A 24112-nucleotide genomic window follows, 5' to 3' on the forward strand; every position below is an offset into this window, starting at 1 on the left:
CCGGCCGCGCCCCCGCTCAGCGGCCGTCCCCGGGGCCGTGCGCCCCGGGGGCACCCGGCGGGGCGTAGGGGCCCGGGGCGCCGTACGGCCCGGTTGTGCCGGGCGGGCCGTAGGGGCCGGGGGCACCGGGCGGGCCGTACGGGCCGGGAGCGGCCGGGGCGCCGGGGCCCGGCCCGTACGGGGCGGTGCCGGGGTGGCCGGCGCCCGGTGCGTCCCCCGCGTCGTCCCGCGACGGCGCGGGCGCCGTCCCCGTGACGTCCCGTACCAGCAGGGCCGCGCCCGCCACCGCTCCCGGCATCAGCAGCACGGCGGCGAACGGCACCAGGAAGCAGAGCACCAGCGGCACCCCGAAGCCGAGCGCGAGACCGCGGCGGGCACGCAGCAGCCGGAGCCGCTCGCGCACCGGGATGTCCCGGCGCTGCATGGCGACCGAGGTGAGCTCCACGGCGAGGAAGAACCCGGAGACCGCCAGGCCGGTCACGGGCACCACGGTCTGCCCCAGGACCGGCACGAAGCCCAGCACGAAGAGCGGCACCGCCCAGAGCAGTGCCCGGGAGAGGACGCCCAGGCTGTCGGCGAGCGACCGCCACAGCTCCTGCCAGAGCGGGCGGTCGGGTGCGGTGGGGCAGCCGCCCTCGGACTCCTCGACCTGTTCGGAGAGCTTCTCGTAGAAGGGGTCGCCGATCAGCAGGGTGACGGCGGTGAAGGTGAGCACCGCGAGCAGCAGCCCGCCCACCCACAGCAGCACCCCGAACAGCACCCGTAGCGCGGTCCGCCAGCCGTCGCTCCAGTCGTCGGCGAACGGCGTGGCCCAGGCGGCGAGGTCGTCGGCGGCCAGTGCCAGGCCGGTCAGCGCCGCCGCGTAGAGCACGAAGGCCAGCAGGGCGGGCAGCAGCCCGAAGCCGAACCATCTGCCGTGCCCCGCGACCCACTTCTGGCCGCGCCCCAGATACCGCATCCCCGCCGTGAACTCCCGCATGGCAGCACAGCCTACTGGGGGCCGCCCGGCCACCGGGGGCCGCCGTGTGCGGCCCCCGGGCGCCCGGGCCGGGCGTCAGTTGTGGCTGTGCAGCGCCTCGTTGAGGCCGCCCCAGGAGCCGGAGCGCGGAAGCGCCTCGACGGTGCCGGTGGTGGAGTTGCGGCGGAAGAGCAGGTTGTGGGCGCCGGACAGCTCGCGGGCCTTCGCGACCTTGCCGTCCGGGAGCGTCACCCGGGTGCCGGCGGTGACGTAGAGGCCGGCCTCGACGACGCAGTCGTCGCCGAGCGAGATGCCGACCCCGGCCTCGGCGCCGAGCAGGCAGCGCTCGCCGAGGGAGATGGTCTCCTTGCCGCCGCCGGAGAGGGTGCCCATGATCGAGGCGCCGCCGCCGACGTCCGAGCCGTCGCCCACGACGACGCCCGCGCTGATCCGGCCCTCGACCATGGAGGTGCCCAGGGTGCCGGCGTTGAAGTTGCAGAAGCCCTCGTGCATGACCGTGGTGCCCTCGGCGAGGTGGGCGCCCAGGCGCACCCGGTCGGCGTCGCCGATGCGCACGCCCTTGGGGGCGACGTAGTCGGTCATGCGCGGGAACTTGTCGACGCTGGTGACCTGGAGCGCGAGGCCGTCGGCGCGGGCGGCGAGCCGCACCTGCTCCAGGCGGTCCACGGGGACGGGGCCGAGGCTGGTCCAGGCGACGTTGGCGAGCAGCCCGAAGAGGCCCTCCAGGTTCTGCCCGTGCGGCCGCACCAGCCGGTGGCTGAGCAGGTGCAGCCGGAGGTAGGCGTCGTGCGCGTCGGCGGGCTTGTCGTCCAGCGAGGCGATGACCGTTCGGACGGCGATGACCTCCACGCCGCGCCGCGGGTCCGGGCCGAGGGCCTTCGGGGCGGCCTCCCCCAGCAGCTCGGCGGCCTGCTCCGGGCTCAGGCGCTCGGTACCGGCGGGGCCGGGCTCCGCGGCGAGCTCCGGGGCGGGGAACCAGGTGTCGAGGACGGTGCCCTCGTCGGTGACGGTGGCGAGTCCGGCGGCGACGGCGCCGGTGGTGCGGGTGGTGGGTGCATCGGTCATACGCCGAACCTAACCGGCCGCCCGCCGTCCTGGCGAACCGGTCCCACGCTTCGGTCGCGCACCGCGCGGCCGCCCGCCCCGGGCCCCGGGGCGGGCGGCCGCGGCCCCCTCAGGGCCGCTCGCCCTCGGCGTCCACCATGGCGGTGCGCAGCACGGCGGAGTTGATCAGGACGTCACCCTCCCGGCGGTCCCGCTCGCCGAACACCGGGCCGTTCCCGGTGGCCACCAGCCGGCTGCCCCGGTAGGCGAGCGTGTCCGGGTCGAGCAGGATCTCCTCCCGGGTGGGGCCGTCGGTCTCCCGGTAGAGGGCGATCGCCGGATGCCCCTGCGCGTCCTCGACCGGGTGGTCGACGGCCTGCATGCCGTCCAGCTCCGCCAGCGCACGGTAGACGCGGGCCAGGCCCTCCGGGGGCGCCGGCCAGGACTGGAGCAGGACCCGGGCGGCCCGGTAGTTGTGCGCGCTCACCGGCTCGTCCCCGCCGCTGGGGTAGAAGTCGCGCGCCTCGGACCAGAGCTTCTCCGGCTCCGCGGGGAGGCCGGCAAGGAACTCGTACCGCTCCCGGTAGGAGTGGTCGTCGCCCTCCTTCCAGTTCTCGAACTCGGGGTCGGCGTATTGGTACCAGTTCTCCTGGGTGTCGGGAACGGCACCGGTCCCGGGCTCGGAGGTCTCGTTGCCCCGCACGGTCTTCCGGTAGACCCACTGGCCGACCCGCGGCTCGGGGTCGGGCCGGGCCGCGGCGGCGTCCGCGGCGGCGTGGAGCAGCGCGGGGGCGTCGGTGAGGTCGTACTGCTGCTGCACCCGGGAGGCCGCGGGGCCGGGGTCGCCCCCGCCGGTGCCCTCCCCCGCGAGCTGGGCACCGGCCAGGGCGGCCGCGGCGACCGCGGCGGCGGCGCCGAGCGCGGTGATCCGCCAGTCCACCCGGAGCCGGGTGCGGGCCGCCGGCCGCTCGGCCGCCTCCAGCAGGCGGCGGCGCCCGGGGGCGAGCCGGGCCCGGTCGGCTGGGGGTGCGTCCGCGCGCAGTTCGCGTACGGAAGTGATCTCGTCCATGTCACGCCACCTCCGGGGCGTCGTCGCGGACAACGGTGGGGTCGCCGCCCAGGGCGGAGCGCACCTTCCGGCGGGCCCGGTTGAGGCGGGACCGGACGGTGCCGACGGGGATGCCGAGGGCCTCGCCGACCTCCGCGTAGCTGAGGTCGGCCCAGGCGAAGAGCAGCAGTACGTGCCGGTCGCGGGCGGGGAGCGCGGCGAGCGCGGCGGCGAGCGGGCCCCGGGCGGCCTCGGCGGTGACCCGGGTCTCGACCCGGTCCGTCCAGGACTCGGCCACCGGGTCGACGCCGGTGCGGGCGAGGGCGCGCAGGGCGCGGACCTCGCTGCGGCGGTGCCGGCCGATGAGGTTGGCGGCGATGCCGTAGAGCCAGGGCCGGGCGCTGGTGCGGGTGGTGTCGAAGCGGGACCGGGAACGGAAGGCGGCGAGGAAGGTCTCCGCCGTGATGTCGTCCGCGACCGAGTCGCCGAGCCGCCGCAGTGCATAGCGGTGGATGTCGGCCGCGTAGCGGTCGTAGAGCTGGGCGAAGGCCTCGGGGCTCTCCAGTGACGCGTCGATGACGGCGGCGTCGTCCATCGGCGGATCGGTCATGCGGTCGGTCCCCCGTCGGTGGGCGGTGTCGGTGCCCGGACGTGCCGGGCGCGCGGATGTGTCACCTGCTGTTGCCCGCCGCGGCGGGCGGGGTTCACAGGCCGCCGTCCCCGGCGGGCCCCGGCCCGGTGAGGCGGGCGACCAGGGTACGGATGGTCTGCGGGTCCGCGGGACGGTCGGTGAGCAGGAACTGCAGGGTCAGGCCGTCGAGCAGGGCGGTCAGGGCACGGGCGGTGGCCTCGTCGCCGGTACGGCGGTGCAGCAGCGCGGTGAGGCCGTCCAGGCACTCGGCGGCCAGCGGCCGCAGGCGCTCGTGGTTGAGGGCGGCGAGGTAGAGCTCGTACTCCAGGCGGGTGCGGGTGCGGTCGCCGGCCAGCCACTCGAGGACCAGCCCGGTCAGCGCGTCGGCGAGCGGTAGGGCCGGGTCGGTGCGCCGGTCCCAGCGTTCCATGCCCGCCAGCCACTCCTCGCTGATCTGGCGGAGCGCGGCGCCCAGCAGGTCATCCAGGGAGGCGAAGTGGTAGGTGGTGGAGCCGAGCGGGACGTCGGCCTCGCGGGCCACCCGGCGGTGGCTCACCCCCGCGATGCCGCGGTCGGCCACCACCCGGACGGCGGCGTCGACGAGGCGCCGGCGGCGTTCGGGGTCGTAGCGCCGGCCGGCCATCAGTGCAGCCCGCCGAGGTTGAGCACCACCACGCCGGCGACCACCAGCAGCAGCCCGAGAATCTTGAGGGCGGTGACCGGCTCGCCGAGGAAGACCATGCCGATGGCGGCGATCGCCGCGGTGCCCGCGCCCGACCAGATGGCGTAGGCGGTGCCGACACCCATGGTCTTCAGGGTCTGCGCGAGCAGCGCGAAGGCGACGAGATAGCCCGCGGCGGTGCCGAGGGAGGGCCAGAGGCGGGTGAAGCCGTCGCTGTACTTCATCGCGGTGGTCCCGAGGACCTCGGCGAGGATCGCGCTCGCAAGCGTCAGATAGACCATGTGTACGAGCGTACACAACGATGCGTACGCCCGTACACAGCGCGGCGGGTGGCGAGGACCCCCGGCCCCCGGGTGCGGAGACACGGAAACGGCGAGGCCCGCCGGCCGGAGCCGGCGGGCCTCGCCGTGGCGGAGCGAGCGGGCCTCAGACGTTGAAGCCCAGGGCGCGGAGCTGCTCCCGCCCGTCGTCGGTGATCTTGTCCGGGCCCCACGGGGGCATCCAGACCCAGTTGATCTTCAGCTCGTTGACGATGCCCTCGGTCGCCGCCTTGGCCTGGTCCTCGATGACGTCGGTCAGCGGGCAGGCCGCCGAGGTGAGCGTCATGTCCAGGGTGGCGACGTTGGAGTCGTCGATGTGGATGCCGTAGATGAGCCCGAGGTTGACGACGTCGATGCCCAGCTCGGGGTCGACCACGTCGTACAGCGCCTCCCGGACCTCGTCCTCGCTCGCCGGCTTGGTGGTGGTCTCGGTCATGCCTTCTCCTTCGGGTCGCCCAGCACCTGGGCGGTGGCGTCCTTCCATGCCATCCAGCTCAGCAGAGCACACTTGACGCGCGCCGGGTACTTGGAGACCCCGGCGAACGCGACCGCGTCCTCCAGCACCGCCTCCATGGCGTCGTCCGGCTCGAGCTGGCCCTTGGACTGCATCAGCTCCAGGAAGGTCTCCTGGATGCGGCGGGCCTCGGCCAGCTCCTTGCCGACCAGCAGCTCGTTCAGCACGGAGGCGCTGGCCTGGCTGATGGAGCAGCCCTGGCCCTCGTACGACACGTCGGCGATGGTCTCCCCGTCGTACCGCACCCGGAGGGTGATCTCGTCACCACACGTCGGATTGACGTGGTGCACCTCGGCGTCGCCCTCGCGCAGGCCACGCCCGTGGGGGTGCTTGTAGTGATCCAGGATCACGTCCTGGTACATGGAGTCGAGCTTCACTAGTCAGTCCCTGTCCCGGCCTCTGCCGCCGCTCGGCTAACCGAAGAAATTCCGTACGTGCTCCAGGCCGTCCACCAGGGCGTCGACCTCGGCCGGCGTGGAGTACAGATAGAACGACGCTCGCGTCGTCGCAGGAATTCCGTAGCGCAGGCAGACGGGTCGCGCGCAGTGGTGGCCGACCCGGACGGCGATACCCTGCTCGTCCAGTACCTGACCCACGTCGTGCGGGTGGATGTCACCGAGCGTGAAGGAGATCGCGGCGCCGCGCTCCTCCGCCGTGACCGGGCCGATGATCCGCAGGCCGGAGACCTGACGCAGCCGCTCCACCGCGTACTCGGTGAGCGCGTGCTCGTGCGCCTGCACCTTCTCCATGCCTATCGCGGAGAGGTAGTCCACGGCCGCGCCCAGCCCGACCGCCTGCGCGATCGGGGGCGTCCCCGCCTCGAACTTGTGCGGCGCCGGGGCGTAGGTGGAGGAGTGCATCGAGACCGTCTCGATCATCTCCCCGCCGCCGAGGAAGGGCGGCAGGTCGTCCAGCAGCCCCTGCCGGCCCCAGAGCACGCCGATGCCGGTCGGGCCGCACATCTTGTGGCCGGTGAAGGCCACGAAGTCCGCCTGGAGCGCCTGCACGTCCAGCGGCATGTGCGGCGCCGCCTGCGAGGCGTCCACCACCACCAGAGCCCCGACCTCCTGGGCACGCCGGACGATCTCCTCGACCGGGTTGAAGGTGCCCAGGATGTTGGAGACCAGCACGAAGGAGACGACCTTGGTCTTCTCGGTGATGATCTCGTCGATGCGGGAGAGGTCGAGCCGGCCCTCGTCGGTCAGCCCGAACCACTTCAGCTTCGCGCCGGTGCGCTGCGCCAGCAGCTGCCACGGCACGATGTTGGAGTGGTGTTCCATCTCCGTGATGACGATCTCGGTGTCGTGCTCCACGCGGTAGGGCTCGTCGGCCCAGCCCAGCATGTTGGCCACGAGGTTCAGCGACTCGGAGGCGTTCTTGGTGAAGACGACCTCGTCCCGGCTCGGGGCGTTGACAAAGGCCGCGACCTTGTCCCGCGCGCCCTCGTAGAGCGCCGTGGCCTCCTCGGCGAGCACATGGACGCCGCGGTGCACGTTGGCGTTGTGCCGCTCGTTGTAGTCGGCCATCGCGTCGAGCACCTGGCGCGGCTTCTGCGAGGTGGCCGCGTTGTCCAGGTACACGACCTTCTGCCCGTCGTGGACCGTGCGGTCCAGGATCGGGAAGTCCTTGCGGATCGCCTCGGTGTCGAGGAGCCCCGGGAGCTGTGTCACGTGCCTCATGCCCCCTTCACGTACGCCTCGTAGCCCTCGGCCTCCAGCTTGTCCGCCAGCTCGGGACCGCCGGACTCGGCGATCCGGCCCTTGGCGAAGACGTGCACGTGGTCGGGGGTGACGTAGCGCAGGATGCGCGTGTAGTGGGTGATCAGCATGGTGCCGACCTCGCCCGACTCGCGGACGCGGTTCACGCCCTCGGAGACGACGCGCAGCGCGTCGACGTCCAGCCCGGAGTCGGTCTCGTCCAGCACCGCGATCCGCGGCTTGAGCAGCTCGAGCTGGAGGATCTCGTGGCGCTTCTTCTCACCGCCGGAGAAGCCCTCGTTGACGTTCCGCTCGGCGAAGGCCGGGTCGATCTGGAGGCGCTCCATGGCCTCCTTGACCTCCTTCACCCAGGTGCGCAGCTTCGGCGCCTCGCCCCGGATGGCGGTGGCGGAGGTGCGCAGGAAGTTGGAGACGGAGACGCCGGGGACCTCGACCGGGTACTGCATGGCGAGGAAGAGGCCGGCCCGGGCGCGCTCGTCGACGGACATCTCCAGGACGTCCTCGCCGTCGAGCTTCACCGAACCGCCGGTGATCTGGTACTTCGGGTGACCGGCGAGCGAGTAGGCCAGGGTGGACTTCCCGGAGCCGTTCGGACCCATGATCGCGTGCGTCTCGCCCTGCTTCACGGTCAGGTCGACGCCGCGCAGGATCTCGTTCGTACCGTTGTCGGTCTCGACGGAGACGTGCAGGTCGTTGATCTCAAGCGTTGCCATGGGGAACTCAGGACTCCTGGGTGACGGAGACGAGCACAGCCGCGTCGGGGCCGTCTCCTTCGATCTTGACGGGGTATACGGGGACGGGTCGGGTGGCGGGCAGGCCCGAGGGTTTGCCGGTGCGCAGGTCGAAGCTGGAGCCGTGCAGCCAGCACTCGATCTGGCAGTCCTCGACCTCGCCCTCGGAGAGCGAGACGTTCGCGTGCGAGCAGATGTCGTAGATCGCGAACACCTCTCCCTCCGTACGGACGAGCGACACCGGGGTGCTGTCGATCTCCACCCGCTTGGGGGTGTCCTCCTCCAGCTCGCCCAGCGTGGCGACGCGTACGAAGCTCTCGGCGGCAGTCATGCGACCGACGCCTCCAGCTCGGCCTCGATCTTGGCGATGAGGCGCTGCTCCAGGTCGGGGAGGCCGATCTGCTGCACCAGCTCGGCGAAGAAGCCGCGCACCACCAGGCGCCGGGCCTCGTACTCCGGGATGCCGCGGGCCATCAGGTAGAAGAGCTGCTCGTCGTCGAAGCGCCCGGTGGCCGAGGCGTGCCCGGCGCCGACGATCTCGCCGGTCTCGATCTCGAGGTTGGGGACCGAGTCGACGCGCGCGCCGTCGGTGAGCACCAGGTTGCGGTTGAGCTCGTAGGTGTCGGTGCCCTCGGCGTCCTTGCGGATCAGCACGTCGCCGATCCACACGGCGTGCGCCTCCTCGCCCTGCAGCGCGCCCTTGTAGGCGACGTTGCTCCGGCAGTTCGGGCTGTCGTGGTCGACGAAGAGCCGGTGCTCCTGGTGCTGGCCGTCGTCGGTGAAGTAGAGCCCGTAGAGCTCGGCCTCACCGCCCGGGCCGGCGTAGCGGACCTGGGGGTAGAGCCGCACCAGGTCGCCGCCGAAGGTGACGACCACGGACTTGAAGGAGGCGTCCCGGCCCACCAGGGCGTTGTGCTGGGAGCAGTGCACCGCGGTGTCGTCCCAGTCCTGGACGGAGACGACGGTGAGCTTCGCGCCGTCGCCGAGGACGTACTCCACGTTGGCGGCGCGGACGCCGTCGCCGGTGTGGTCGATCACCACGACCGCCTCGGCGAACGCCCCGAGCTCGAAGACGGTGTGCCCGTAGGTCACGCCGCCCTCGCCGTGCAGGCCCACCCGGATGGGCTCGTCCAGCACGGCCTCCTTGGGCACCGAGACGACGGTGGCCTTCTCGAAGGAGCTGAACGCCTGGGCCGCGACGCGGTCGACCGGCGTGCCGGCGCGGCCCACCCGCGCGTCGTCACGGGCGACGGTCTCCACCGTCACGGCGTCGGGCGCGGAGATCTCGGCCTTCAGCGAGCCCGACGCCTCGGCGGTGCCGTCGTGCAGCCCGCGCAACCGCTCCAGCGGCGTGAACCGCCACTCCTCCTCACGGCCGTGCGGCACCGGGAAGTCCGCCACGTCGTAGGACGGCGGCGCGCTCATCCTGGTGGCGACGGTGGACTCGGCGGCCACCGCGATCGATCCGGTGGTGTTCGAACCGACCGGGATGTTCTGAGCCTCAGCCATGGCTGTCGTCGTGCTCGCTTTCCTTAGTCTGTGGCCGCGTGCCCCCGGGCAGCGGGGTCCGGGGGCACGCTCGCCTGGTCACCGGGTACAGGCGGCGGGCGGCGTCAGCCGACCGCGCCCTCCATCTGCAGCTCGATCAGCCGGTTCAGCTCGAGCGCGTACTCCATCGGGAGCTCCTTCGCGATCGGCTCCACGAAGCCGCGCACGATCATCGCCATCGCCTCGTCCTCGGAGAGGCCCCGGCTCATCAGGTAGAACAGCTGGTCGTCGCTGACCTTGGACACCGTCGCCTCGTGGCCCATCGTCACGTCGTCCTCGCGGACGTCGACGTACGGGTAGGTGTCCGACCGGGAGATCGTGTCGACCAGCAGGGCGTCGCAGAGGACGTTGGACTTGGAGCCCTCGGCGCCCTCGCCGATCTCGATCAGGCCGCGGTAGGAGGTGCGGCCGCCGGAACGGGCCACCGACTTGGAGACGATGTTGGAGGAGGTCCGGGGCGCCATGTGCACCATCTTGGCGCCGGCGTCCTGGTGCTGGCCCTCGCCCGCGAAGGCGACCGACAGCGTCTCGCCCTTGGCGTGCTCGCCCATGAGGTAGACCGCCGGGTACTTCATGGTGACCTTGGAGCCGAGGTTGCCGTCGACCCACTCCATGGTCGCGCCCTCGTAGGCCACGGCACGCTTGGTGACCAGGTTGTAGACGTTGTTGGACCAGTTCTGGATGGTCGTGTAGCGGCAGCGGCCGCCCTTCTTGACGATGATCTCGACCACGGCGGAGTGCAGCGAGTCCGAGTTGTAGATCGGCGCGGTGCAGCCCTCGACGTAGTGCACGTAGGCGTTCTCGTCGACGATGATCAGGGTCCGCTCGAACTGGCCCATGTTCTCGGTGTTGATCCGGAAGTAGGCCTGGAGCGGGATGTCCACGTGCACGCCCGGCGGCACGTAGATGAAGGAGCCGCCGGACCACACGGCGGTGTTCAGCGCGGCGAACTTGTTGTCACCGGCGGGGATCACCGTGCCGAAGTGCTCCTGGAAGATCTCCGGGTGCTCGCGCAGCGCGGTGTCGGTGTCCAGGAAGAGGACGCCCTGGCTCTCCAGGTCCTCACGGATCTGGTGGTAGACGACCTCGGACTCGTACTGCGCCGCGACACCGGCGACCAGCCGCTGCTTCTCCGCCTCCGGGATGCCCAGCTTGTCGTAGGTGTTCTTGATGTCCTCCGGCAGGTCCTCCCAGGTCTGGGCCTGCTTCTCGGTGGACCGCACGAAGTACTTGATGTTGTCGAAGTCGATGCCGCTCAGGTCCGAGCCCCAGTTCGGCATGGGCTTCTTCTCGAAGAGCTTGAGGCCCTTCAGGCGCTGCTTCAGCATCCACGCCGGCTCGTTCTTCTTGTCCGAGATGTCGCGGACGACTTCCTCGCTGAGGCCGCGCTTGGCGGCGGCGCCGGCCGCGTCGGAGTCGGCCCAGCCGTACTCGTACCGGCCCAGACCCTCCAGCTCGGGGTGGGCAGTCTCCGTGGGGAGCGTCATGCGGGGTTCCTCCCGGCCGTGTTCGCAGATGCTGCGGTGGCTTCGCTTGTGTGGGCTGTCGGGGCTTCGGGGCTGTCGCTGAGGGTGGTCGTACGGGCGGTCTCGGGCGCGGCCGGCGGCTGCGGCGCCTGCGGCACGAAGGTCGTACACACGCCGTCGCCGTGCGCGATGGTGGCCAGCCGCTGCACATGGGTGCCGAGCAGGCGGGAGAAGACCTCCGTCTCCGCCTCGCAGAGCTGCGGGAACTGCTCGGCGGCGTGCACCACCGGGCAGTGGTGCTGACAGAGCTGCTCTCCGCCGGCGCTCTGCCCGGGAGCACCGCCCGCGGCGGGCGCACTGCGTGCCGTCGCAGCGTACCCGTCCTCGGAGAGCGCGCGCGCCAGCGCGCGGGTGCGTTCCTCCGGCGGCGCCTCCTCCACGGACGCGCGGTAGCGCTCCGCCTGCGCGGCCACCCGGGCCCGGGCGAAGGCCGCGACGGCGGCCTCGCCCTGCTCGCCGCCGCCCGCCGACCGGGCGATCCAGCGCAGGGCGTCCACCGCCAGCTCGTCATACGCCTGGTCGAAGGCGTCCCGGCCGCAGTCGGTCAGCGCGAAGACCTTGGCCGGGCGGCCACGGCCCCGCGCGCCGTACACGCGCTTGTCGCGGGGCTCCACGACCCCCTCGGAGACCAGGTGGTCCAGGTGGCGGCGGACCGCCGCCTGGGTGAGCTCGAGGCGCAGCGCCAGCTCCGCGGCGGTGGAGGGGCCGTGGTCGAGGATGGACCGGGCCACCTTGTTCCGCGTGCCGTGCTGCTCGTCCAGGGCAGGAGGCACCGAAGCGCCGCCGACGGCCGTACCGGCCGTCGTGCGTGCCTGCGGAGTCTCGCCCTTCTTTTTCACAACGTCATTGTTGCGTAATTCCGCGGAACCGGGCAAGCGCCACCCTGACCAGGCCGAATGGCATGCATCACGTAAGGCCAGCCTTACCTGCCCTGCCCGACGAACCCGGGCAGACCCGCACGGACCTCCGCAGACCCCCCGGAAACAATCCCTGACCTGGGCTCCCTAGACTTCCCGGTATGCAGAGCGCACCGGCTGTCGAGATCGCGGGACTCGTGAAGCGGTACGGCAGCAAGACCGCGGTGGACGGGCTCGACCTCACCGTCGCCGCGGGCTCCGTCACCGCCGTCCTGGGGCCCAACGGAGCAGGTAAGAGCACCACCGTGGAGATCTGTGAGGGCTTCCGCCGCCCCGACGCCGGCACCGTTCGCGTGCTCGGCCTCGACCCCGTCACCCGTTCGGCCGCACTGCGTCCCCGGATCGGCGTCATGCTGCAGAGCGGCGGCGTCTACCCGACCACCCGCGCCGAGGAGATGCTGCGGCACGTCGCCGCCCTGCACGCGCACCCGCTGGACGTGCCGGCGCTGGCCGCCCGGCTCGGCCTGGACGGCTGCGGACGGACGCCCTACCGGCGGCTCTCCGGCGGCCAGCGGCAGCGGCTCGCGCTGGCGATGGCCGTGGTGGGCCGGCCCGAACTGGTCTTCCTGGACGAGCCGACGGCCGGCCTCGACCCGCAGGCCCGGCGCGCCACCTGGGCCCTGGTGCGGGAGCTGCGCGCGGACGGCGTGACCGTGGTGCTCACCACCCACCACATGGAGGAGGCCGAGGAGCTGGCCGACGCCGTCGCCGTGGTGGACCGCGGGCGGGTGATCGCCGAGGGGACCCCGGAGGAGCTGTGCCGCGGCGGCGCGGAGAACAGCCTGCGCTTCACCGGGCGGCCCGGGCTGGACCTCTCCTCGCTGCTGAAGGCCCTGCCCCCGGAGACCGCGGCCGCGGAGCTGACCCCGGGCGGCTACCGGGTCACCGGCACCGTCGACCCGCAGCTCCTCGCCACCGTCACCTCCTGGTGCGCGCAGAACGGCGTGCTGCCCGACCGCATCACGGTGGAGCGGCGCACCCTGGAGGACGTCTTCCTGGAGCTGACCGGCAAGGAGCTGCGATGACCCGCCCGCACCCGGCCGTCCGGGGGTACGGGAGCCGCCCCCCGGAGGACGACGGCCCGGAGCCGACCGGCAAGCTGACCGGCAAGGAGCTGCGCGCATGACCGAACCGACCACCGGGGCCCGGGACGCCGCGGGCACCCCGGGGACGTTCGCCCCGCGCCCCGGCGCGGCCCCGCTGCCGCGCATGATCGCCGCGCAGGCCGCGCTGGAGACCCGGCTGCTGCTGCGCCACGGCGAGCAGCTCCTGCTCACCGTGATCATCCCGGCGCTGCTCCTGGTGCTGTTCAGCGCCGTGGACATCGTGGACACCGGTGCGGGCCGCCGGGTGGACTTCCTGACACCCGGGGTGCTGGCGCTGGCGGTGCTCTCCACCGCCTTCACCGGGCAGGCGATCTCCACCGGCTTCGAGCGGCGCTACGGCGTGCTCAAACGGCTCGGCGCCTCGCCGCTGCCCCGCCGCGGCCTGCTGGCCGGCAAGACCTGCGCGGTGCTGGTGATCGAGGCGTTGCAGGTGGCTCTGCTCACCACGCTCGCCTTCGCGCTGGGCTGGTCGCCGCAGGGCGACCCGTTCTCCGTGCTGCTCCTGCTGCTGGCCGGCACGGCCGCGTTCTCCGGGCTGGGGCTGCTGATGGCGGGCACGCTGCGCGCGGAGGCCACGCTGGCCGCCGCCAACCTCGCCTTCGTCCTGCTGCTGATCGGCGGCGGGGTGGTGGTGCCGCTGGAGCGGTTCCCGGACGGGGTGCGCGCCGTACTGGAGCTGCTGCCCGTCGCGGCCCTCTCCGACGGGCTGCGCGCGGTGCTCCAGGACGGCGCCGGGCTTCCGTGGGGCGACCTCGGCGTGCTGGCCGTCTGGGCCGTGCTGGGGCTGGGCGCCGCCGCCCGCTTCTTCCGCTGGGAGTGAGCCGCCGGCGCCTCCACGCAGCACGTCAGGCGGCGGGCACCCGTGCCCGGGCCCTTCCGGCGCCCCCTTGTGAAGGCACGCACAAGGCCCGGCCTACCATGGGTCCGTGCCGAACATCCTCCCCCTGCTGCGCAACCCCCTCGCGTACGTCGCCGCGCGCTGGACGCCCGGCCGGCGCACCCTCCAGCGCGCCACCCTGTCCGCCGTGGTGATGAGCGTGCTCATCGTGGTGACCGGCGGCGCGGTGCGGCTGACGGGCTCCGGGCTGGGCTGCGAGACCTGGCCCAAGTGCAGCTCCGACAGCCTGACGGCGACCCCCGAGATGGGACTGCACGGCTACATCGAGTTCGGCAACCGGATGCTGACCTATGTGCTGTGCGCCGCCGTGGGCTGGGCGATCGTCGCGGCTCGCGCCGCCAAGCCGGTCCGCCGCGGGCTGCGCCGGCTGGCCTGGTCCCAGTTCTGGCTGGTGATGGGCAACGCCGTGCTGGGCGGCGTCACGGTGCTGACCGAGCTGAACCCGTACACCGTCGCCGCACACTTCCTGCTGGCCACCGGCCTGGTGACGGTGACGACGGTGACCTGGCTGCGGGCCCGGGAGGGCGACGGACCGCCCCGGCCGCTGGTCGGCCGGCCGGTCAAGCGGCTGGCGGGGGCGCTGACGGTGGTGACCGTGGCGCTGCTCGTGGCGGGCACGGTGGTCACCGGCTCCGGGCCGCACGCGGGCGACAGCAGCGATGTGCCGCGGATGCCCGTGGAGTGGCGGACGGTCGCCCAGCTCCACGCCGAGCTGGCCTGGGCCGTGGTGGTGCTGACCGTGGCGGTGTGGCTGGTGCTGCGGGTCTTCGACGCACCCCCCGGCCCGCGGGCCCGCGCCCGGGAGCTCCTCCTGGTGCTGCTGGCCCAGGGCGCCCTCGGCTACGTGCAGTACCTCACCGAGCTGCCGGAGGTACTGGTGGGGTTGCATCTGCTGGGCTCGGTCCTGGTGTGGATCGCGGTGCTGCGGCTGCTGCTGTCGCTGCGGGAGCGGGGGCTGCCGCCCACGGCCCCGGTTCCGGCACCCGCAAGCGCGGAGGAGCAGCCGCTGGCGGTGTCCGGCCGGTAGCGGCCGGGGTACCGCCCGCGCGCCCCGGGCGGCGTCCGCACGCCCACAGCACGCACCGGGCGACCCCGTCGCCGGGCCACCGTTCTCGCGCCCCCGTGCGGGGTGGTGCACGGGCCGCGCCCCGGACCGGGCTGCCAGGCCCGCCGCGGCAGCTCCCGGGTCCAGCCGTCACGAAAGCTCCCGGCTGCCGCCGTCACGGAGCGCCGGCCGCACCAGCCCCGCGGTCTCGCGCGCGGGTGTGCGGGGTCTCACCGCAGCTACGGGCCGGGACCGCTCTCGCCTTCCGGCATACCCGCGGGTAGCATCCAGTCATGGCAGAGACACAGCACGCCGACGGGACCACGGCCGACGCGGCCGCGTCCGCCACCGGCCGGGACGCACGCCGGGTGGCCCGGCTCGCCAAGCAGATCAACGCGTTCGCCGCCGCGCACGGCGGTGCGGCCGAGGGGCAGATCTCCTACCTGGGCCAGCGGGGCGCCCGGATCGTTCTGGTCGCCGAGGACGGCACCTGGGGCGACCTGGTGGCGCCGTCCCGCGGTCTCGCCGAGCAGGCGACGGCCCGCGCCGGGATCACGGTGCACGACGCCTTCGACGGCGAGCTGGCCGCAAAGGTGCGCACCGGGCCCTACGAGTGGTCGCGGATGGCGGGCATCCAGGTGGGCGGCCCGTCCAACGACTGAGCCGCGTCACGCTGGGGGTGGGCCGTACGCGGCCCGCCCGCACGGTGAGGTGGGAGAGCCCCACGGACGACAGGCCCCGGACGGCGAACGTCCGGGGCCCGTGCGTGCTGCCGGTCTTCCGTGCGGCCGGTCGTACGCCCACCGGTGGAGCGCCCGCGCCGCGGGGCGGCTCAGCGGAGGAACGGGTCCACGGCGACGGCCACGAAGAGCAGCGAGACATAGCTGATCGACCAGTGGAAGAGGCGCATCTCCTTGAGCTTCGCCCCGGTGACCCCGGCCTTGGCCCGGGACTGCAGCGCGTGCGCCTCCCGGAGCCACCAGCCGCCGGCCACCACCGCGACCAGCGGGTAGAACCAGCCGACGTAGCCCAGCGGCCAGAGGGTGAGCGAGACGCCGACCATCACCCAGCTGTAGGCGACGATCTGCCGCGCGACCACGGTGTTGGCCGCGATGACCGGGAGCATCGGGACGCCCACCCGCGCGTAGTCCTCCCGCACCTTCATGGAGAGCGGCCAGTAGTGCGGCGGCGTCCAGAAGAAGATGACCAGGAAGAGAACGATCGCGGCCAGGCCCACCTCGTTCGTCACGGCCGACCAGCCGATGAGCACGGGCATGCAGCCGGCGATGCCGCCCCAGACGATGTTCTGCGAGGTCCGGCGCTTGAGCAGCATCGTGTAGCCGACCACGTAGAAGAGCAGGGCGCCCAGCGAGAGCGCCGCGGAGAGCCAGTTGACCAGCAGCCCGAACCAGAGCGTGGAGACCACGGCGAGGGTGAGCCCGAACACCAGGCCCTCGCGCGGCGAGACCATGCCGGTGACGAGCGGGCGCTGCTCGGTGCGGTGCATCAGCGCGTCGATGTCCCGGTCCAGGTACATGTTGAGCGCGTTGGCGCCGCCGGCCGAGAGATAGCCGCCGACGCAGGTGAAGAGCACCAGCCACAGGTCGGGCACGCCCTGCGCGGCCAGGAACATCACCGGGATCGTGGTGATCAGCAGGAGTTCGATGATCCGCGGCTTGGTGAGCGCGATGAACGCCTTGACCCGGGCACCGAACGGCCGGTGCGCGGTGCTGTTGTCGAGCACCCCCGCGGGACGGGATTCGACGGCCGTCACGAACACCCCTGATCACGTCATCGACCAGCGAGTCCGGACAGGCACGGCCGGGCAGGGCCGGGGGAGGACTCGCACGTACCACGCCACTCTAGACGGCACCGGTGCCCCGCCCGTCGCGGGGGTCCTCCGTGTCAGCCTGCACCGCTGCACCCGGCGGGCGGCGCACTCCGGGAGGCGGGGAATACCACGTGTCCGGATTCGGTTGCCGTGAGCGGCCCGGCGCCGGGTCCCGCGGTGACCCGACGTGACGTACGACGTGACTCACTATGTGAGCTCTCGAATGGGCGCCCGTACCAGCAGGGGTACGCTCGGGACCGCCCGGTGGAAACCGTCCGTCACCGGCCTTCGACATGTTGGAGAGGAGCCCTGACGCAGGGTGAGCAACGAGCCGACCACCACAGACCTCCAGTGGACCGATCTGGACCAGCGGGCCGTCGACACCGTCCGCGTGCTGGCCATGGACTCCGTGCAGAAGGTCGGCAACGGCCATCCCGGCACGGCCATGAGCCTGGCGCCCGCCGCCTACGTGCTCTTCCAGAAGATCATGCGGCACGACCCGGCGGACGCCGGGTGGACCGGGCGCGACCGTTTCGTGCTGTCCGTGGGCCACTCCAGCCTGACCCTCTACATCCAGCTCTTCCTCGCGGGCTACGGCCTGGAACTCGAGGACCTGAAGGCCTTCCGCACCTGGGGCAGCCGCACCCCCGGGCACCCGGAGTACGGCCACACCCCGGGCGTCGAGACCACCACCGGCCCGCTGGGCCAGGGCGTGGCGAACGCCGTGGGCATGGCGATGGCGGCGCGCTACGAGCGAGGACTGTTCGACCCGGAGGCACCGGCCGGCACCTCGCCGTTCGACCACACCGTCTGGGCGTTCGCCGGTGACGGCTGCCTCCAGGAGGGGATCTCCGCCGAGGCCTCCTCGCTCGCCGGTCACCAGAAGCTGGGCAACCTGGTGCTGCTCTGGGACGACAACCACATCTCCATCGAGGGCGACACCGAGGCCGCGATCTCCGAGGACACCGTCGCCCGCTACGAGTCCTACGGCTGGCACGTGCAGACCGTCGACCCGCTGCCCAGCGGCGACCTGGACCCGGCCGCGCTGCACGCGGCGATGAAGGCGGCACAGGCCGAGACCGAGCGCCCGTCGTTCATCGCGGTCCGCTCGATCATCGCCTGGCCCGCGCCGAACGCGCAGAACACCGGCGCCGCGCACGGCGCCGCGCTGGGCGCGGAGGAGGTCGCCGCCACCAAGCGCGTCCTCGGCTTCGACCCCGAGCAGACCTTCCAGGTCGACCCCGAGGTGCTGGCCCACACCCGCAAGGCGCTGGACCGGGGCCGCGAGGCGCACGGCGAGTGGGACAAGCAGCTCGCCGCCTGGCGTTCCGCCCACGCGGAGCGTGCGGCGGAGTTCGACCGCGTCCGCGCCGGGGAACTCCCGGACGGCTGGGAGCAGAAGCTGCCGACCTTCGAGCCGGGCACCGAGGTCGCCACCCGCAAGGCGTCCGGCGCGGTGCTCAAGGCGCTGGGCCCGGTGATCCCCGAGCTGTGGGGCGGCTCCGCCGACCTCGCCGGCTCGAACAACACCTCGTTCGCCGAGTCCTCCTTCCTTCCCGCGGGCAACCCGCTGCCGGGCGCCGACCCGTACGGGCGGACGATCCACTTCGGCATCCGCGAGCACGCCATGGCCGCGGCCATGAACGGCATCGCGCTGCACGGCAACACCCGCATCTACGGCGGAACCTTCCTCACCTTCTCCGACTACATGCGGAACGCCGTGCGGCTGGCCGCCCTGATGGGCGTGCCGGTGACGCACGTGTGGACGCACGACTCCATCGGACTGGGCGAGGACGGCCCGACGCACCAGCCGGTGGAGCACCTGGCGTCGCTGCGAGCCATCCCGGGCCTGAACGTCGTCCGGCCGGCGGACGCCAACGAGACGGCGATCGCCTGGGCCGAGATCCTGCGCCGGCACGCCACCAAGCCGGCCCCGCACGGCCTCGCCCTCACCCGGCAGAACGTGCCGACCTACGAGGCCGACCCGGACGCGGCCCGGGGCGGTTACGTACTGGCCGAGGCCGAGGGCGGCACCCCGCAGGTGCTGCTGATCGCCACCGGTTCCGAGGTGCAGCTCGCCGTGGAGGCGCGCGAACAGCTCCAGGCGCAGGGCGTCCCGGCGCGGGTGGTCTCGATGCCGTCCGTCGAGTGGTTCGAGGAGCAGGACCGGGAGTACCGCGAGTCGGTGCTGCCGCCGCAGGTGAAGGCGCGTGTCGCAGTCGAGGCCGGGGTGGGGCTGACGTGGTACCCGTACGTGGGGGACGCGGGCCGCGTGGTCTCGCTGGAGCACTTCGGTGCCTCGGCCGACTACAAGACCCTGTACCGGGAATACGGCATCACCGCCGAGGCGGTCCTGCAGGCCGCGAAGGAGTCCCTCGCAGCGGCCGCCCGCTGAGGACGACGCCCGTACACGAGCACTAGGAGTTTCATCCCATGACGGACGCACTCAAGCGCCTCACCGACGAAGGCGTGGCGATCTGGCTGGACGACCTGTCGCGGAAGCGGATCACCTCGGGCGCGCTCGGCGAACTGCTGGACGAGCAGCACGTCGTCGGGGTCACCACCAATCCGACGATCTTCCAGAAGGCCATCTCCGCCGGGGACGGCTACCAGGAGCAGGTCGCCGACCTGGCCGCCCGCCGGGTCTCCGTCGAGGAGGCCGTACGCATGATCACCACGGCGGACGTGCGGGACGCCTGCGACATCCTGGCCCCGCTCCACGAGGCGACCGGGGGCCGGGACGGCCGGGTCTCCATCGAGGTGGACCCGCGGCTGGCGCACGACACCGCGGCCACCGTCGCCGAGGCCAAGCAGCTCGCCTGGCTGGTGGACCGGCCCAACACCCTGATCAAGATTCCGGCCACCCGGGCCGGACTGCCCGCCATCACCGAGACCGTCGCGCGCGGCATCAGCGTCAACGTCACGCTGATCTTCTCGCTGGAGCGCTACCGCGAGGTGATGGACGCCTACCAGGCGGGGCTGGAGAAGGCCGACGCCAAGGGCCTGGACGTCTCGGCGATCCACTCGGTGGCCTCCTTCTTCGTCTCCCGGGTCGACACCGAGATCGACAAGCGGCTGGAGGCCCTGGGCACCACCGAGGCCAAGGAGCTCAAGGGCAAGGCCGCGATCGCCAACGCCCGGCTCGCCTACGAGGCGTACGAGCAGGTCCTCGCCGGCGCCCGCTGGAAGGCGCTGGCGGCCAAGGGCGCCAACGCGCAGCGCCCGCTGTGGGCCTCCACCGGCGTGAAGGACCCGTCCTACCCGGACACCCTCTACGTCACCGAGCTGGTCGCCCCGAACACGGTGAACACCATGCCGGAGGCCACCCTGGAGGCCACCGACGACCACGGCGAGATCACCGGCGACACCGTCCGCGACCACTACGAGCAGGCCCGGGCCGACCTCGACGCGGTCGGGCGGCTGGGCATCTCCTACGACGAGGTCGTCCAGCTCCTGGAGGACGAGGGCGTGGAGAAGTTCGCGAAGTCCTGGAACGACCTGCTGGACTCCACGCAGGCCGAACTCGAGCGGCTCGCCCCGAAGGAGGCGTAACCGGCTGTGAGCAGCGCGGTGAACCCGCTGCGTGACGCACAGGACCGACGGCTCCCGCGCATCGCGGGGCCGTCGGGCCTGGTGATCTTCGGCGTCACGGGCGACCTGTCTCGCAAGAAGCTGATGCCCGCGGTCTACGACCTGGCCAACCGCGGCCTGCTGCCGCCCGGCTTCTCCCTCGTCGGCTTCGCCCGCCGCGACTGGGAGCACGAGGACTTCGCCCAGGTCGTGCACGACGCCGTCAAGGAACACGCCCGTACGCCGTTCCGCGAGGAGGTCTGGCACCAGCTCGCCGAGGGCATGCGCTTCGTGCCGGGCGTCTTCGACGACGACGAGGCCTTCGCCACCCTCAAGGCGACCATCCAGGAGCTCGACAAGTCCCGCGGCACGGGCGGCAACTTCGCCTTCTACCTCTCCGTGCCCCCGAAGTTCTTCCCCACCGTGGTCTCCCAGCTCGAACGGCACGGGCTGCACCAGGGCGAGGGCGAGAGCTGGCGGCGCGCCGTCATCGAGAAGCCCTTCGGGCACGACCTCGCCTCCGCGCAGGAGCTCAACCAGGTGGTGCACGGCGTCTTCCGCGCCAGCGAGGTCTTCCGCATCGACCACTACCTGGGCAAGGAGACCGTCCAGAACATCCTGGCGCTGCGCTTCGCCAACACGATGTTCGAACCGCTGTGGAACCGCAGCTACGTCGACCACGTGCAGATCACCATGGCCGAGGACATCGGCATCGGCGGCCGCGCGGGCTACTACGACGGCATCGGCTCCGCCCGCGACGTCATACAGAACCACCTGCTCCAGCTGCTGGCGCTGACGGCCATGGAGGAGCCGACCTCCTTCGACGCCAAGGCGCTGGTCACCGAGAAGCTGAAGGTCCTCAACGCGGTGCGGCTGCCCGCGGACCTCTCCCGGCACACCGTCCGCGGCCAGTACGGCGCCGGCTGGCAGGGCGGCCGCAAGGTGCCCGGCTACCTCGACGAGGAGGGCATCGACCCGAACTCGAAGACGGACACCTACGCCGCGATCCGGCTGGAGATCGACAACCGGCGCTGGGCCGGGGTCCCGTTCTACCTGCGTACCGGCAAGCGGCTCGGCCGCCGGGTGACGGAGATCGCGGTCGTCTTCCAGCGCGCCCCGCACTCCCCCTTCGGCGCCACCGACACCCCGGAACTGGGCCAGAACGCGCTGGTCATCCGGGTGCAGCCGGACGAGGGCGTGACCATCCGGTTCGGCTCGAAGGTCCCGGGCACCCAGATGGAGATCCGGGACGTGACGATGGACTTCGCATACGGCGAGTCGTTCACCGAGTCCAGCCCGGAGGCGTACGAACGGCTGATCCTCGACGTCCTGCTGGGCGACGCCAACCTCTTCCCGCGGCACCAGGAGGTCGAGCGGTCCTGGGAGATCCTGGACCCGATCGAGGAGCACTGGTCGCGGCACGGCAGGCCCGAGCAGTACCCGGCGGGCACCTGGGGACCGGCCGCGGCGGACGAGATGCTGGCACGCGAGGGACGGAGCTGGCGGCGCCCATGAACATCGACCTGACCGACACCACCTCCAGCCAGATCAACGCCGCGCTGGTCAAGGCCCGCCGCGCCAGCGGCTCCCCGGCCACCGGCATGGTGCTGACCCTGGTGATCGTGACCGACGAGGGCAATCACTACGACGCCCTGCGGGCGGCCGCAGACGCCTCCCGGGAACACCCCTCCCGCATCCTGGTGGTGGTCCGCAGGCCGGGCCGCTCGCCGCGGGACCGTGCCACCGCCCGGCTGGACGCCGAGGTGCGCACAGGCAGCGAGACGGGCGCCGGGGAGACGGTGCTGCTCCGGCTGCACGGCGAACTGGCCGCCCACTCCTACAGCGTGGTGCTGCCGCTGCTGCTGCCGGACGCGCCGGTGGTCGTCTGGTGGCCGGAGGACGCGCCGGACCGCCCCTCGGAGGACCTGCTGGGCACCCTGGCGCAGCGCCGTATCACCGACGCCGCCGCCACCGAGGACCCGGTCGCGACGCTGCGGCTGCGCTCCGAGGCGTACGCGCCGGGCGACACCGACCTCGCCTGGACCCGCATCACCCCCTGGCGGAGCGTGCTCGCCGCCGCGCTGGACCAGAAGCACACCCGGATCGAATCGGCGGTCGTCGAGGGCGAGGGGTACAACCCGTCGACCGAGCTGCTCGCCGTCTGGCTCGCCGAGCGGCTGCGGGTCCCGGTGGAGCGGGTGCTCTCCGAGGGGCCCGGCATCACCGCGGTGCGGCTGCTGACCGCGGACGGCGTGATCTGCCTGGACCGGCCACACGGGTCGCTGGCGGAACTGGCGGTCCCGGGACAGCCGGACCGGCATGTCGCGCTGCACCGGCGCTCCACCGCCGAGCTGATCGCCGAGGAGCTGCGCCGGCTGGACCCGGACGAGGCGTACGCCCGCACCGTCCGGTTCGGGGTGCACCGGCTCGGCGCCCCCACCCGGGCGGCGGCGGACGCGGCCGCGGCCGGTACGCCGGAGGCCGGGGACGGAGGCGGCCCCGCCGGGCGGGACGCCGGGGCACCGGCCGGGCACACCGGGGCCGGAGAGCGGACGGGGCGTACCGCGCCCGGAAGCCGGGCCGGGCAGCAGGAGACCCGCCGGGACGCTTCCGTGGCCGGCGGTGAGGAACGGAGCGGCACGGAGGCGGCCGGCACATGACACACACCCCGCAGATCGCGGTCCACCCCGACGCCCAGGAGATGGCGCGTGCCGCGGCGGCCCGGCTGATCACCCGGGTCGTCGAGGCACAGACCTCCCGCGGCTCCGCCTCCGTGGTGCTGACCGGCGGACGGAACGGGAACGCGCTGCTGGCGGCACTCGCCGAGTCCCCCGCCCGGTCCTCCGTCGACTGGTCACGGATCGACCTGTGGTGGGGCGACGAGCGCTTCCTCCCCGAGGGCGACCCGGAGCGCAACGCCACCCAGGCCACCGGCGCCCTGCTCTCCTCCGTGCCGCTGGACCCGGAGCGCGTGCACGTGATGCCCGCCGCCGGCGGCCGGTGGGGCGACGACGCGGACGCGGCGGCCGCGGCGTACGCCGGGGAGCTGGCCGCCGCGGCCGGCCCGGAGGACCACGGCCCGGTACCCGCGTTCGACGTGCTGCTGCTCGGAGTCGGCCCGGACACACACGTGGCCTCGCTCTTCCCCGAACACCCGGGCGTACGGGAGGAGGAGCGCACGGTCGTCGGCGTGCACGGCGCGCCCAAGCCCCCGCCGACCCGGATCTCCCTGACGCTGCCCGCCATCCGGGCCGCCCGTGAGGTGTGGCTGCTGGCGGCGGGCCCGGACAAGGCGGAGGCGGTGGCGCTGGCGCTCTCCGGCCCCGGCGAGGTCCAGGCCCCCGCCGCGGGCGCGTACGGCCGCTCCCGCACCCTCTGGATGCTGGACCGCTCCGCCGCCGCCCGCCTCCCCCGCGACCTGCTCCCGCCCCCGGCGGTCTCCTGACCGCGGTCCGCCGCAGGCCGCCGCGGTCGCGCGACGGCCTGCCGGTGTGATCGCGGGCGAGCGGGTACCCGCGTGGCGTGGTCGAAGGGAGGCACACACCGTGCGGTACGACGAACTGATCGGACAGGTACAGGCACAGGCCGGGCTGCCGGACCGGGGCGCGGCGGAACACGCGGCGCGAGCGGTGCTGCGCACCCTGACGGAGCGGGTCCCGGACGGGCTCGCCCGGAACCTCTCCGCGCAGCTCCCCGAGGAGCTCGTCAGCCCCCTGGGAGCCGACGCGGCCGAGCCCGCCGCCGCACCACCGGAGCGCAGCGGCAGCGGCGAACGCTTCGACCTGACCGCCTTCGCCGGCCGGGTCGCCTGGCGCAGCGGGGTCTCCGAGGACGCCGCCCTGCGCCAGACCGCGGCCGTGCTGGAGGTGCTGGACGCGGCCGTGGCGCCGGAGGAGATGGAGAAGGTCGCCGAGGTGCTGCCCCCGGACATCCGGGAACTCCTGCCCACCGAGCGCGCCTCGGGCACGAACCCGTGACCCGCCCGGGGCCGCCGGCGGTGGTCC

Annotated in this window: 25 protein-coding genes; 10 read left to right on the forward strand and 15 right to left on the reverse strand. The window is 73.0% G+C overall.

Features of this window, described 5'->3' with window-relative positions; all coding sequences use genetic code 11:
- Positions 1 to 16: 16 nt before the first annotated feature.
- From HOY81_RS09755 to HOY81_RS09820, 14 genes are all read right to left on the reverse strand, one after another.
- Positions 17 to 979, reverse strand: coding sequence for an EI24 domain-containing protein (locus HOY81_RS09755; RefSeq protein WP_237319862.1), 963 nt, complete (start codon positions 977 to 979; stop codon positions 17 to 19).
- A gap of 75 nt (positions 980 to 1054) precedes the next feature.
- Entirely contained in the window at positions 1055 to 2044 is a 990-nt protein-coding gene (dapD, locus tag HOY81_RS09760; protein ID WP_237319863.1) for a 2,3,4,5-tetrahydropyridine-2,6-dicarboxylate N-succinyltransferase, read from the reverse strand.
- Positions 2045 to 2153: 109 nt separating this feature from the next.
- A complete protein-coding gene (locus HOY81_RS09765) occupies positions 2154 to 3092 on the reverse strand; it encodes a CU044_5270 family protein (protein ID WP_237319864.1) in 939 nt (312 codons plus the stop codon).
- Position 3093: 1 nt separating this feature from the next.
- Positions 3094 to 3681 carry an RNA polymerase sigma factor gene (locus tag HOY81_RS09770; RefSeq protein ID WP_237319865.1) on the reverse strand — a complete coding sequence of 196 codons (588 nt, stop codon included), beginning with the start codon at positions 3679 to 3681 and terminating at the stop codon, positions 3094 to 3096.
- A gap of 94 nt (positions 3682 to 3775) precedes the next feature.
- On the reverse strand, positions 3776 to 4345 hold the full coding sequence (locus HOY81_RS09775; protein ID WP_237319866.1) for a TetR/AcrR family transcriptional regulator: 570 nt from the start codon (positions 4343 to 4345) through the stop codon (positions 3776 to 3778).
- Positions 4345 to 4665 (reverse strand): multidrug efflux SMR transporter, encoded by a 321-nt coding sequence (locus HOY81_RS09780; protein ID WP_237319867.1) that lies wholly within the window; start codon positions 4663 to 4665, stop codon positions 4345 to 4347. The genes HOY81_RS09775 and HOY81_RS09780 overlap by 1 nt, the downstream gene beginning before the upstream one ends.
- 145 nt (positions 4666 to 4810) lie before the next feature.
- Positions 4811 to 5140 carry a metal-sulfur cluster assembly factor gene (locus HOY81_RS09785; RefSeq protein WP_237319868.1) on the reverse strand — a complete coding sequence of 110 codons (330 nt, stop codon included), beginning with the start codon at positions 5138 to 5140 and terminating at the stop codon, positions 4811 to 4813.
- Positions 5137 to 5595 (reverse strand): Fe-S cluster assembly sulfur transfer protein SufU, encoded by a 459-nt coding sequence (sufU, locus tag HOY81_RS09790; protein ID WP_237319869.1) that lies wholly within the window; start codon positions 5593 to 5595, stop codon positions 5137 to 5139. Before sufU ends, HOY81_RS09785 begins: the two co-directional genes overlap by 4 nt.
- A 36-nt stretch (positions 5596 to 5631) precedes the next feature.
- Entirely contained in the window at positions 5632 to 6888 is a 1257-nt protein-coding gene (locus HOY81_RS09795; protein ID WP_237319913.1) for a cysteine desulfurase, read from the reverse strand.
- Positions 6889 to 6893: 5 nt separating this feature from the next.
- Positions 6894 to 7649 carry a Fe-S cluster assembly ATPase SufC gene (gene sufC / locus HOY81_RS09800; protein ID WP_237319870.1) on the reverse strand — a complete coding sequence of 252 codons (756 nt, stop codon included), beginning with the start codon at positions 7647 to 7649 and terminating at the stop codon, positions 6894 to 6896.
- A gap of 7 nt (positions 7650 to 7656) precedes the next feature.
- The gene (locus HOY81_RS09805; protein ID WP_237319871.1) at positions 7657 to 7998 is read right to left on the reverse strand and encodes a non-heme iron oxygenase ferredoxin subunit; all 342 of its coding nucleotides are present in this window, start codon (positions 7996 to 7998) and stop codon (positions 7657 to 7659) included.
- Positions 7995 to 9176 carry a Fe-S cluster assembly protein SufD gene (gene sufD / locus HOY81_RS09810; protein WP_237319872.1) on the reverse strand — a complete coding sequence of 394 codons (1182 nt, stop codon included), beginning with the start codon at positions 9174 to 9176 and terminating at the stop codon, positions 7995 to 7997. The genes HOY81_RS09805 and sufD overlap by 4 nt, the downstream gene beginning before the upstream one ends.
- Positions 9177 to 9280: 104 nt before the next feature.
- On the reverse strand, positions 9281 to 10702 hold the full coding sequence (sufB, locus tag HOY81_RS09815; protein WP_237319873.1) for a Fe-S cluster assembly protein SufB: 1422 nt from the start codon (positions 10700 to 10702) through the stop codon (positions 9281 to 9283).
- Positions 10699 to 11514, reverse strand: coding sequence for a metalloregulator ArsR/SmtB family transcription factor (locus tag HOY81_RS09820; RefSeq protein ID WP_237319914.1), 816 nt, complete (start codon positions 11512 to 11514; stop codon positions 10699 to 10701). The genes sufB and HOY81_RS09820 overlap by 4 nt, the downstream gene beginning before the upstream one ends.
- Before the next feature lie 245 nt (positions 11515 to 11759).
- Between HOY81_RS09820 and HOY81_RS09825 the strand changes: the two genes are divergently transcribed.
- From HOY81_RS09825 to HOY81_RS09840, 4 genes are all read left to right on the forward strand, one after another.
- Positions 11760 to 12683: an ABC transporter ATP-binding protein gene (locus HOY81_RS09825; protein ID WP_237319874.1), complete on the forward strand. Its 924-nt coding sequence runs from the start codon at positions 11760 to 11762 to the stop codon at positions 12681 to 12683.
- Between the two features lie 97 nt (positions 12684 to 12780).
- Complete coding sequence (locus HOY81_RS09830; protein ID WP_237319875.1) at positions 12781 to 13584, forward strand: ABC transporter permease; 804 nt, start codon at positions 12781 to 12783, stop codon at positions 13582 to 13584.
- A 106-nt stretch (positions 13585 to 13690) separates the two neighbouring features.
- Positions 13691 to 14689 (forward strand): heme A synthase, encoded by a 999-nt coding sequence (locus HOY81_RS09835; RefSeq protein ID WP_237319876.1) that lies wholly within the window; start codon positions 13691 to 13693, stop codon positions 14687 to 14689.
- A 311-nt stretch (positions 14690 to 15000) separates the two neighbouring features.
- The gene (locus tag HOY81_RS09840; RefSeq protein WP_237319877.1) at positions 15001 to 15369 is read left to right on the forward strand and encodes a hypothetical protein; all 369 of its coding nucleotides are present in this window, start codon (positions 15001 to 15003) and stop codon (positions 15367 to 15369) included.
- Between the two features lie 170 nt (positions 15370 to 15539).
- On the opposite strand, the gene HOY81_RS09845 is transcribed toward HOY81_RS09840, so the two are convergent.
- Positions 15540 to 16481, reverse strand: a complete 942-nt coding sequence (locus HOY81_RS09845; RefSeq protein ID WP_237319878.1) for a heme o synthase — start codon at positions 16479 to 16481, stop codon at positions 15540 to 15542.
- Between the two features lie 376 nt (positions 16482 to 16857).
- On the opposite strand from HOY81_RS09845, the gene tkt reads away from it, so the two are divergent.
- The 6 genes from tkt (at position 16858) to HOY81_RS09875 (ending at position 24085) form a co-directional block, all read left to right on the forward strand.
- Positions 16858 to 18933 (forward strand): transketolase, encoded by a 2076-nt coding sequence (gene tkt / locus HOY81_RS09850; RefSeq protein WP_237319879.1) that lies wholly within the window; start codon positions 16858 to 16860, stop codon positions 18931 to 18933.
- A 38-nt stretch (positions 18934 to 18971) separates the two neighbouring features.
- Entirely contained in the window at positions 18972 to 20090 is a 1119-nt protein-coding gene (tal, locus tag HOY81_RS09855) for a transaldolase (RefSeq protein ID WP_237319880.1), read from the forward strand.
- A gap of 6 nt (positions 20091 to 20096) precedes the next feature.
- A complete protein-coding gene (gene zwf / locus HOY81_RS09860; protein WP_237319881.1) occupies positions 20097 to 21623 on the forward strand; it encodes a glucose-6-phosphate dehydrogenase in 1527 nt (508 codons plus the stop codon).
- The gene (gene opcA / locus HOY81_RS09865; RefSeq protein WP_237319882.1) at positions 21620 to 22768 is read left to right on the forward strand and encodes a glucose-6-phosphate dehydrogenase assembly protein OpcA; all 1149 of its coding nucleotides are present in this window, start codon (positions 21620 to 21622) and stop codon (positions 22766 to 22768) included. The genes zwf and opcA overlap by 4 nt, the downstream gene beginning before the upstream one ends.
- A complete protein-coding gene (pgl, locus tag HOY81_RS09870; RefSeq protein WP_237319883.1) occupies positions 22765 to 23553 on the forward strand; it encodes a 6-phosphogluconolactonase in 789 nt (262 codons plus the stop codon). Before opcA ends, pgl begins: the two co-directional genes overlap by 4 nt.
- Positions 23554 to 23653: 100 nt before the next feature.
- Positions 23654 to 24085 (forward strand): DUF2267 domain-containing protein, encoded by a 432-nt coding sequence (locus HOY81_RS09875; protein WP_237319884.1) that lies wholly within the window; start codon positions 23654 to 23656, stop codon positions 24083 to 24085.
- The last annotated feature ends 27 nt before the right edge of the window (positions 24086 to 24112 follow it).

Source organism: Streptomyces sp. JJ36 (assembly GCF_021696945.1).
Lineage (GTDB): Bacteria > Actinomycetota > Actinomycetes > Streptomycetales > Streptomycetaceae > Streptomyces.

What these genes read in the sequence shown, in the direction of transcription:
- opcA (WP_237319882.1), top strand. Translation starts at nt 21,620, where the DNA reads ATGAACATCGACCTGACCGACACCACCTCCAGCCAGATCAACGCCGCG.
- HOY81_RS09780 (WP_237319867.1), bottom strand. Translation starts at nt 4,665, where the DNA reads ATGGTCTATCTGACGCTTGCGAGCGCGATCCTCGCCGAGGTCCTCGGG.
- HOY81_RS09775 (WP_237319866.1), bottom strand. Translation starts at nt 4,345, where the DNA reads ATGGCCGGCCGGCGCTACGACCCCGAACGCCGCCGGCGCCTCGTCGAC.
- sufC (WP_237319870.1), bottom strand. Translation starts at nt 7,649, where the DNA reads ATGGCAACGCTTGAGATCAACGACCTGCACGTCTCCGTCGAGACCGAC.
- HOY81_RS09770 (WP_237319865.1), bottom strand. Translation starts at nt 3,681, where the DNA reads ATGACCGATCCGCCGATGGACGACGCCGCCGTCATCGACGCGTCACTG.
- sufB (WP_237319873.1), bottom strand. Translation starts at nt 10,702, where the DNA reads ATGACGCTCCCCACGGAGACTGCCCACCCCGAGCTGGAGGGTCTGGGC.
- tal (WP_237319880.1), top strand. Translation starts at nt 18,972, where the DNA reads ATGACGGACGCACTCAAGCGCCTCACCGACGAAGGCGTGGCGATCTGG.
- HOY81_RS09840 (WP_237319877.1), top strand. Translation starts at nt 15,001, where the DNA reads ATGGCAGAGACACAGCACGCCGACGGGACCACGGCCGACGCGGCCGCG.
- HOY81_RS09825 (WP_237319874.1), top strand. Translation starts at nt 11,760, where the DNA reads ATGCAGAGCGCACCGGCTGTCGAGATCGCGGGACTCGTGAAGCGGTAC.
- HOY81_RS09765 (WP_237319864.1), bottom strand. Translation starts at nt 3,092, where the DNA reads ATGGACGAGATCACTTCCGTACGCGAACTGCGCGCGGACGCACCCCCA.
- HOY81_RS09755 (WP_237319862.1), bottom strand. Translation starts at nt 979, where the DNA reads ATGCGGGAGTTCACGGCGGGGATGCGGTATCTGGGGCGCGGCCAGAAG.
- HOY81_RS09830 (WP_237319875.1), top strand. Translation starts at nt 12,781, where the DNA reads ATGACCGAACCGACCACCGGGGCCCGGGACGCCGCGGGCACCCCGGGG.
- dapD (WP_237319863.1), bottom strand. Translation starts at nt 2,044, where the DNA reads ATGACCGATGCACCCACCACCCGCACCACCGGCGCCGTCGCCGCCGGA.
- HOY81_RS09785 (WP_237319868.1), bottom strand. Translation starts at nt 5,140, where the DNA reads ATGACCGAGACCACCACCAAGCCGGCGAGCGAGGACGAGGTCCGGGAG.
- HOY81_RS09805 (WP_237319871.1), bottom strand. Translation starts at nt 7,998, where the DNA reads ATGACTGCCGCCGAGAGCTTCGTACGCGTCGCCACGCTGGGCGAGCTG.
- sufD (WP_237319872.1), bottom strand. Translation starts at nt 9,176, where the DNA reads ATGGCTGAGGCTCAGAACATCCCGGTCGGTTCGAACACCACCGGATCG.
- pgl (WP_237319883.1), top strand. Translation starts at nt 22,765, where the DNA reads ATGACACACACCCCGCAGATCGCGGTCCACCCCGACGCCCAGGAGATG.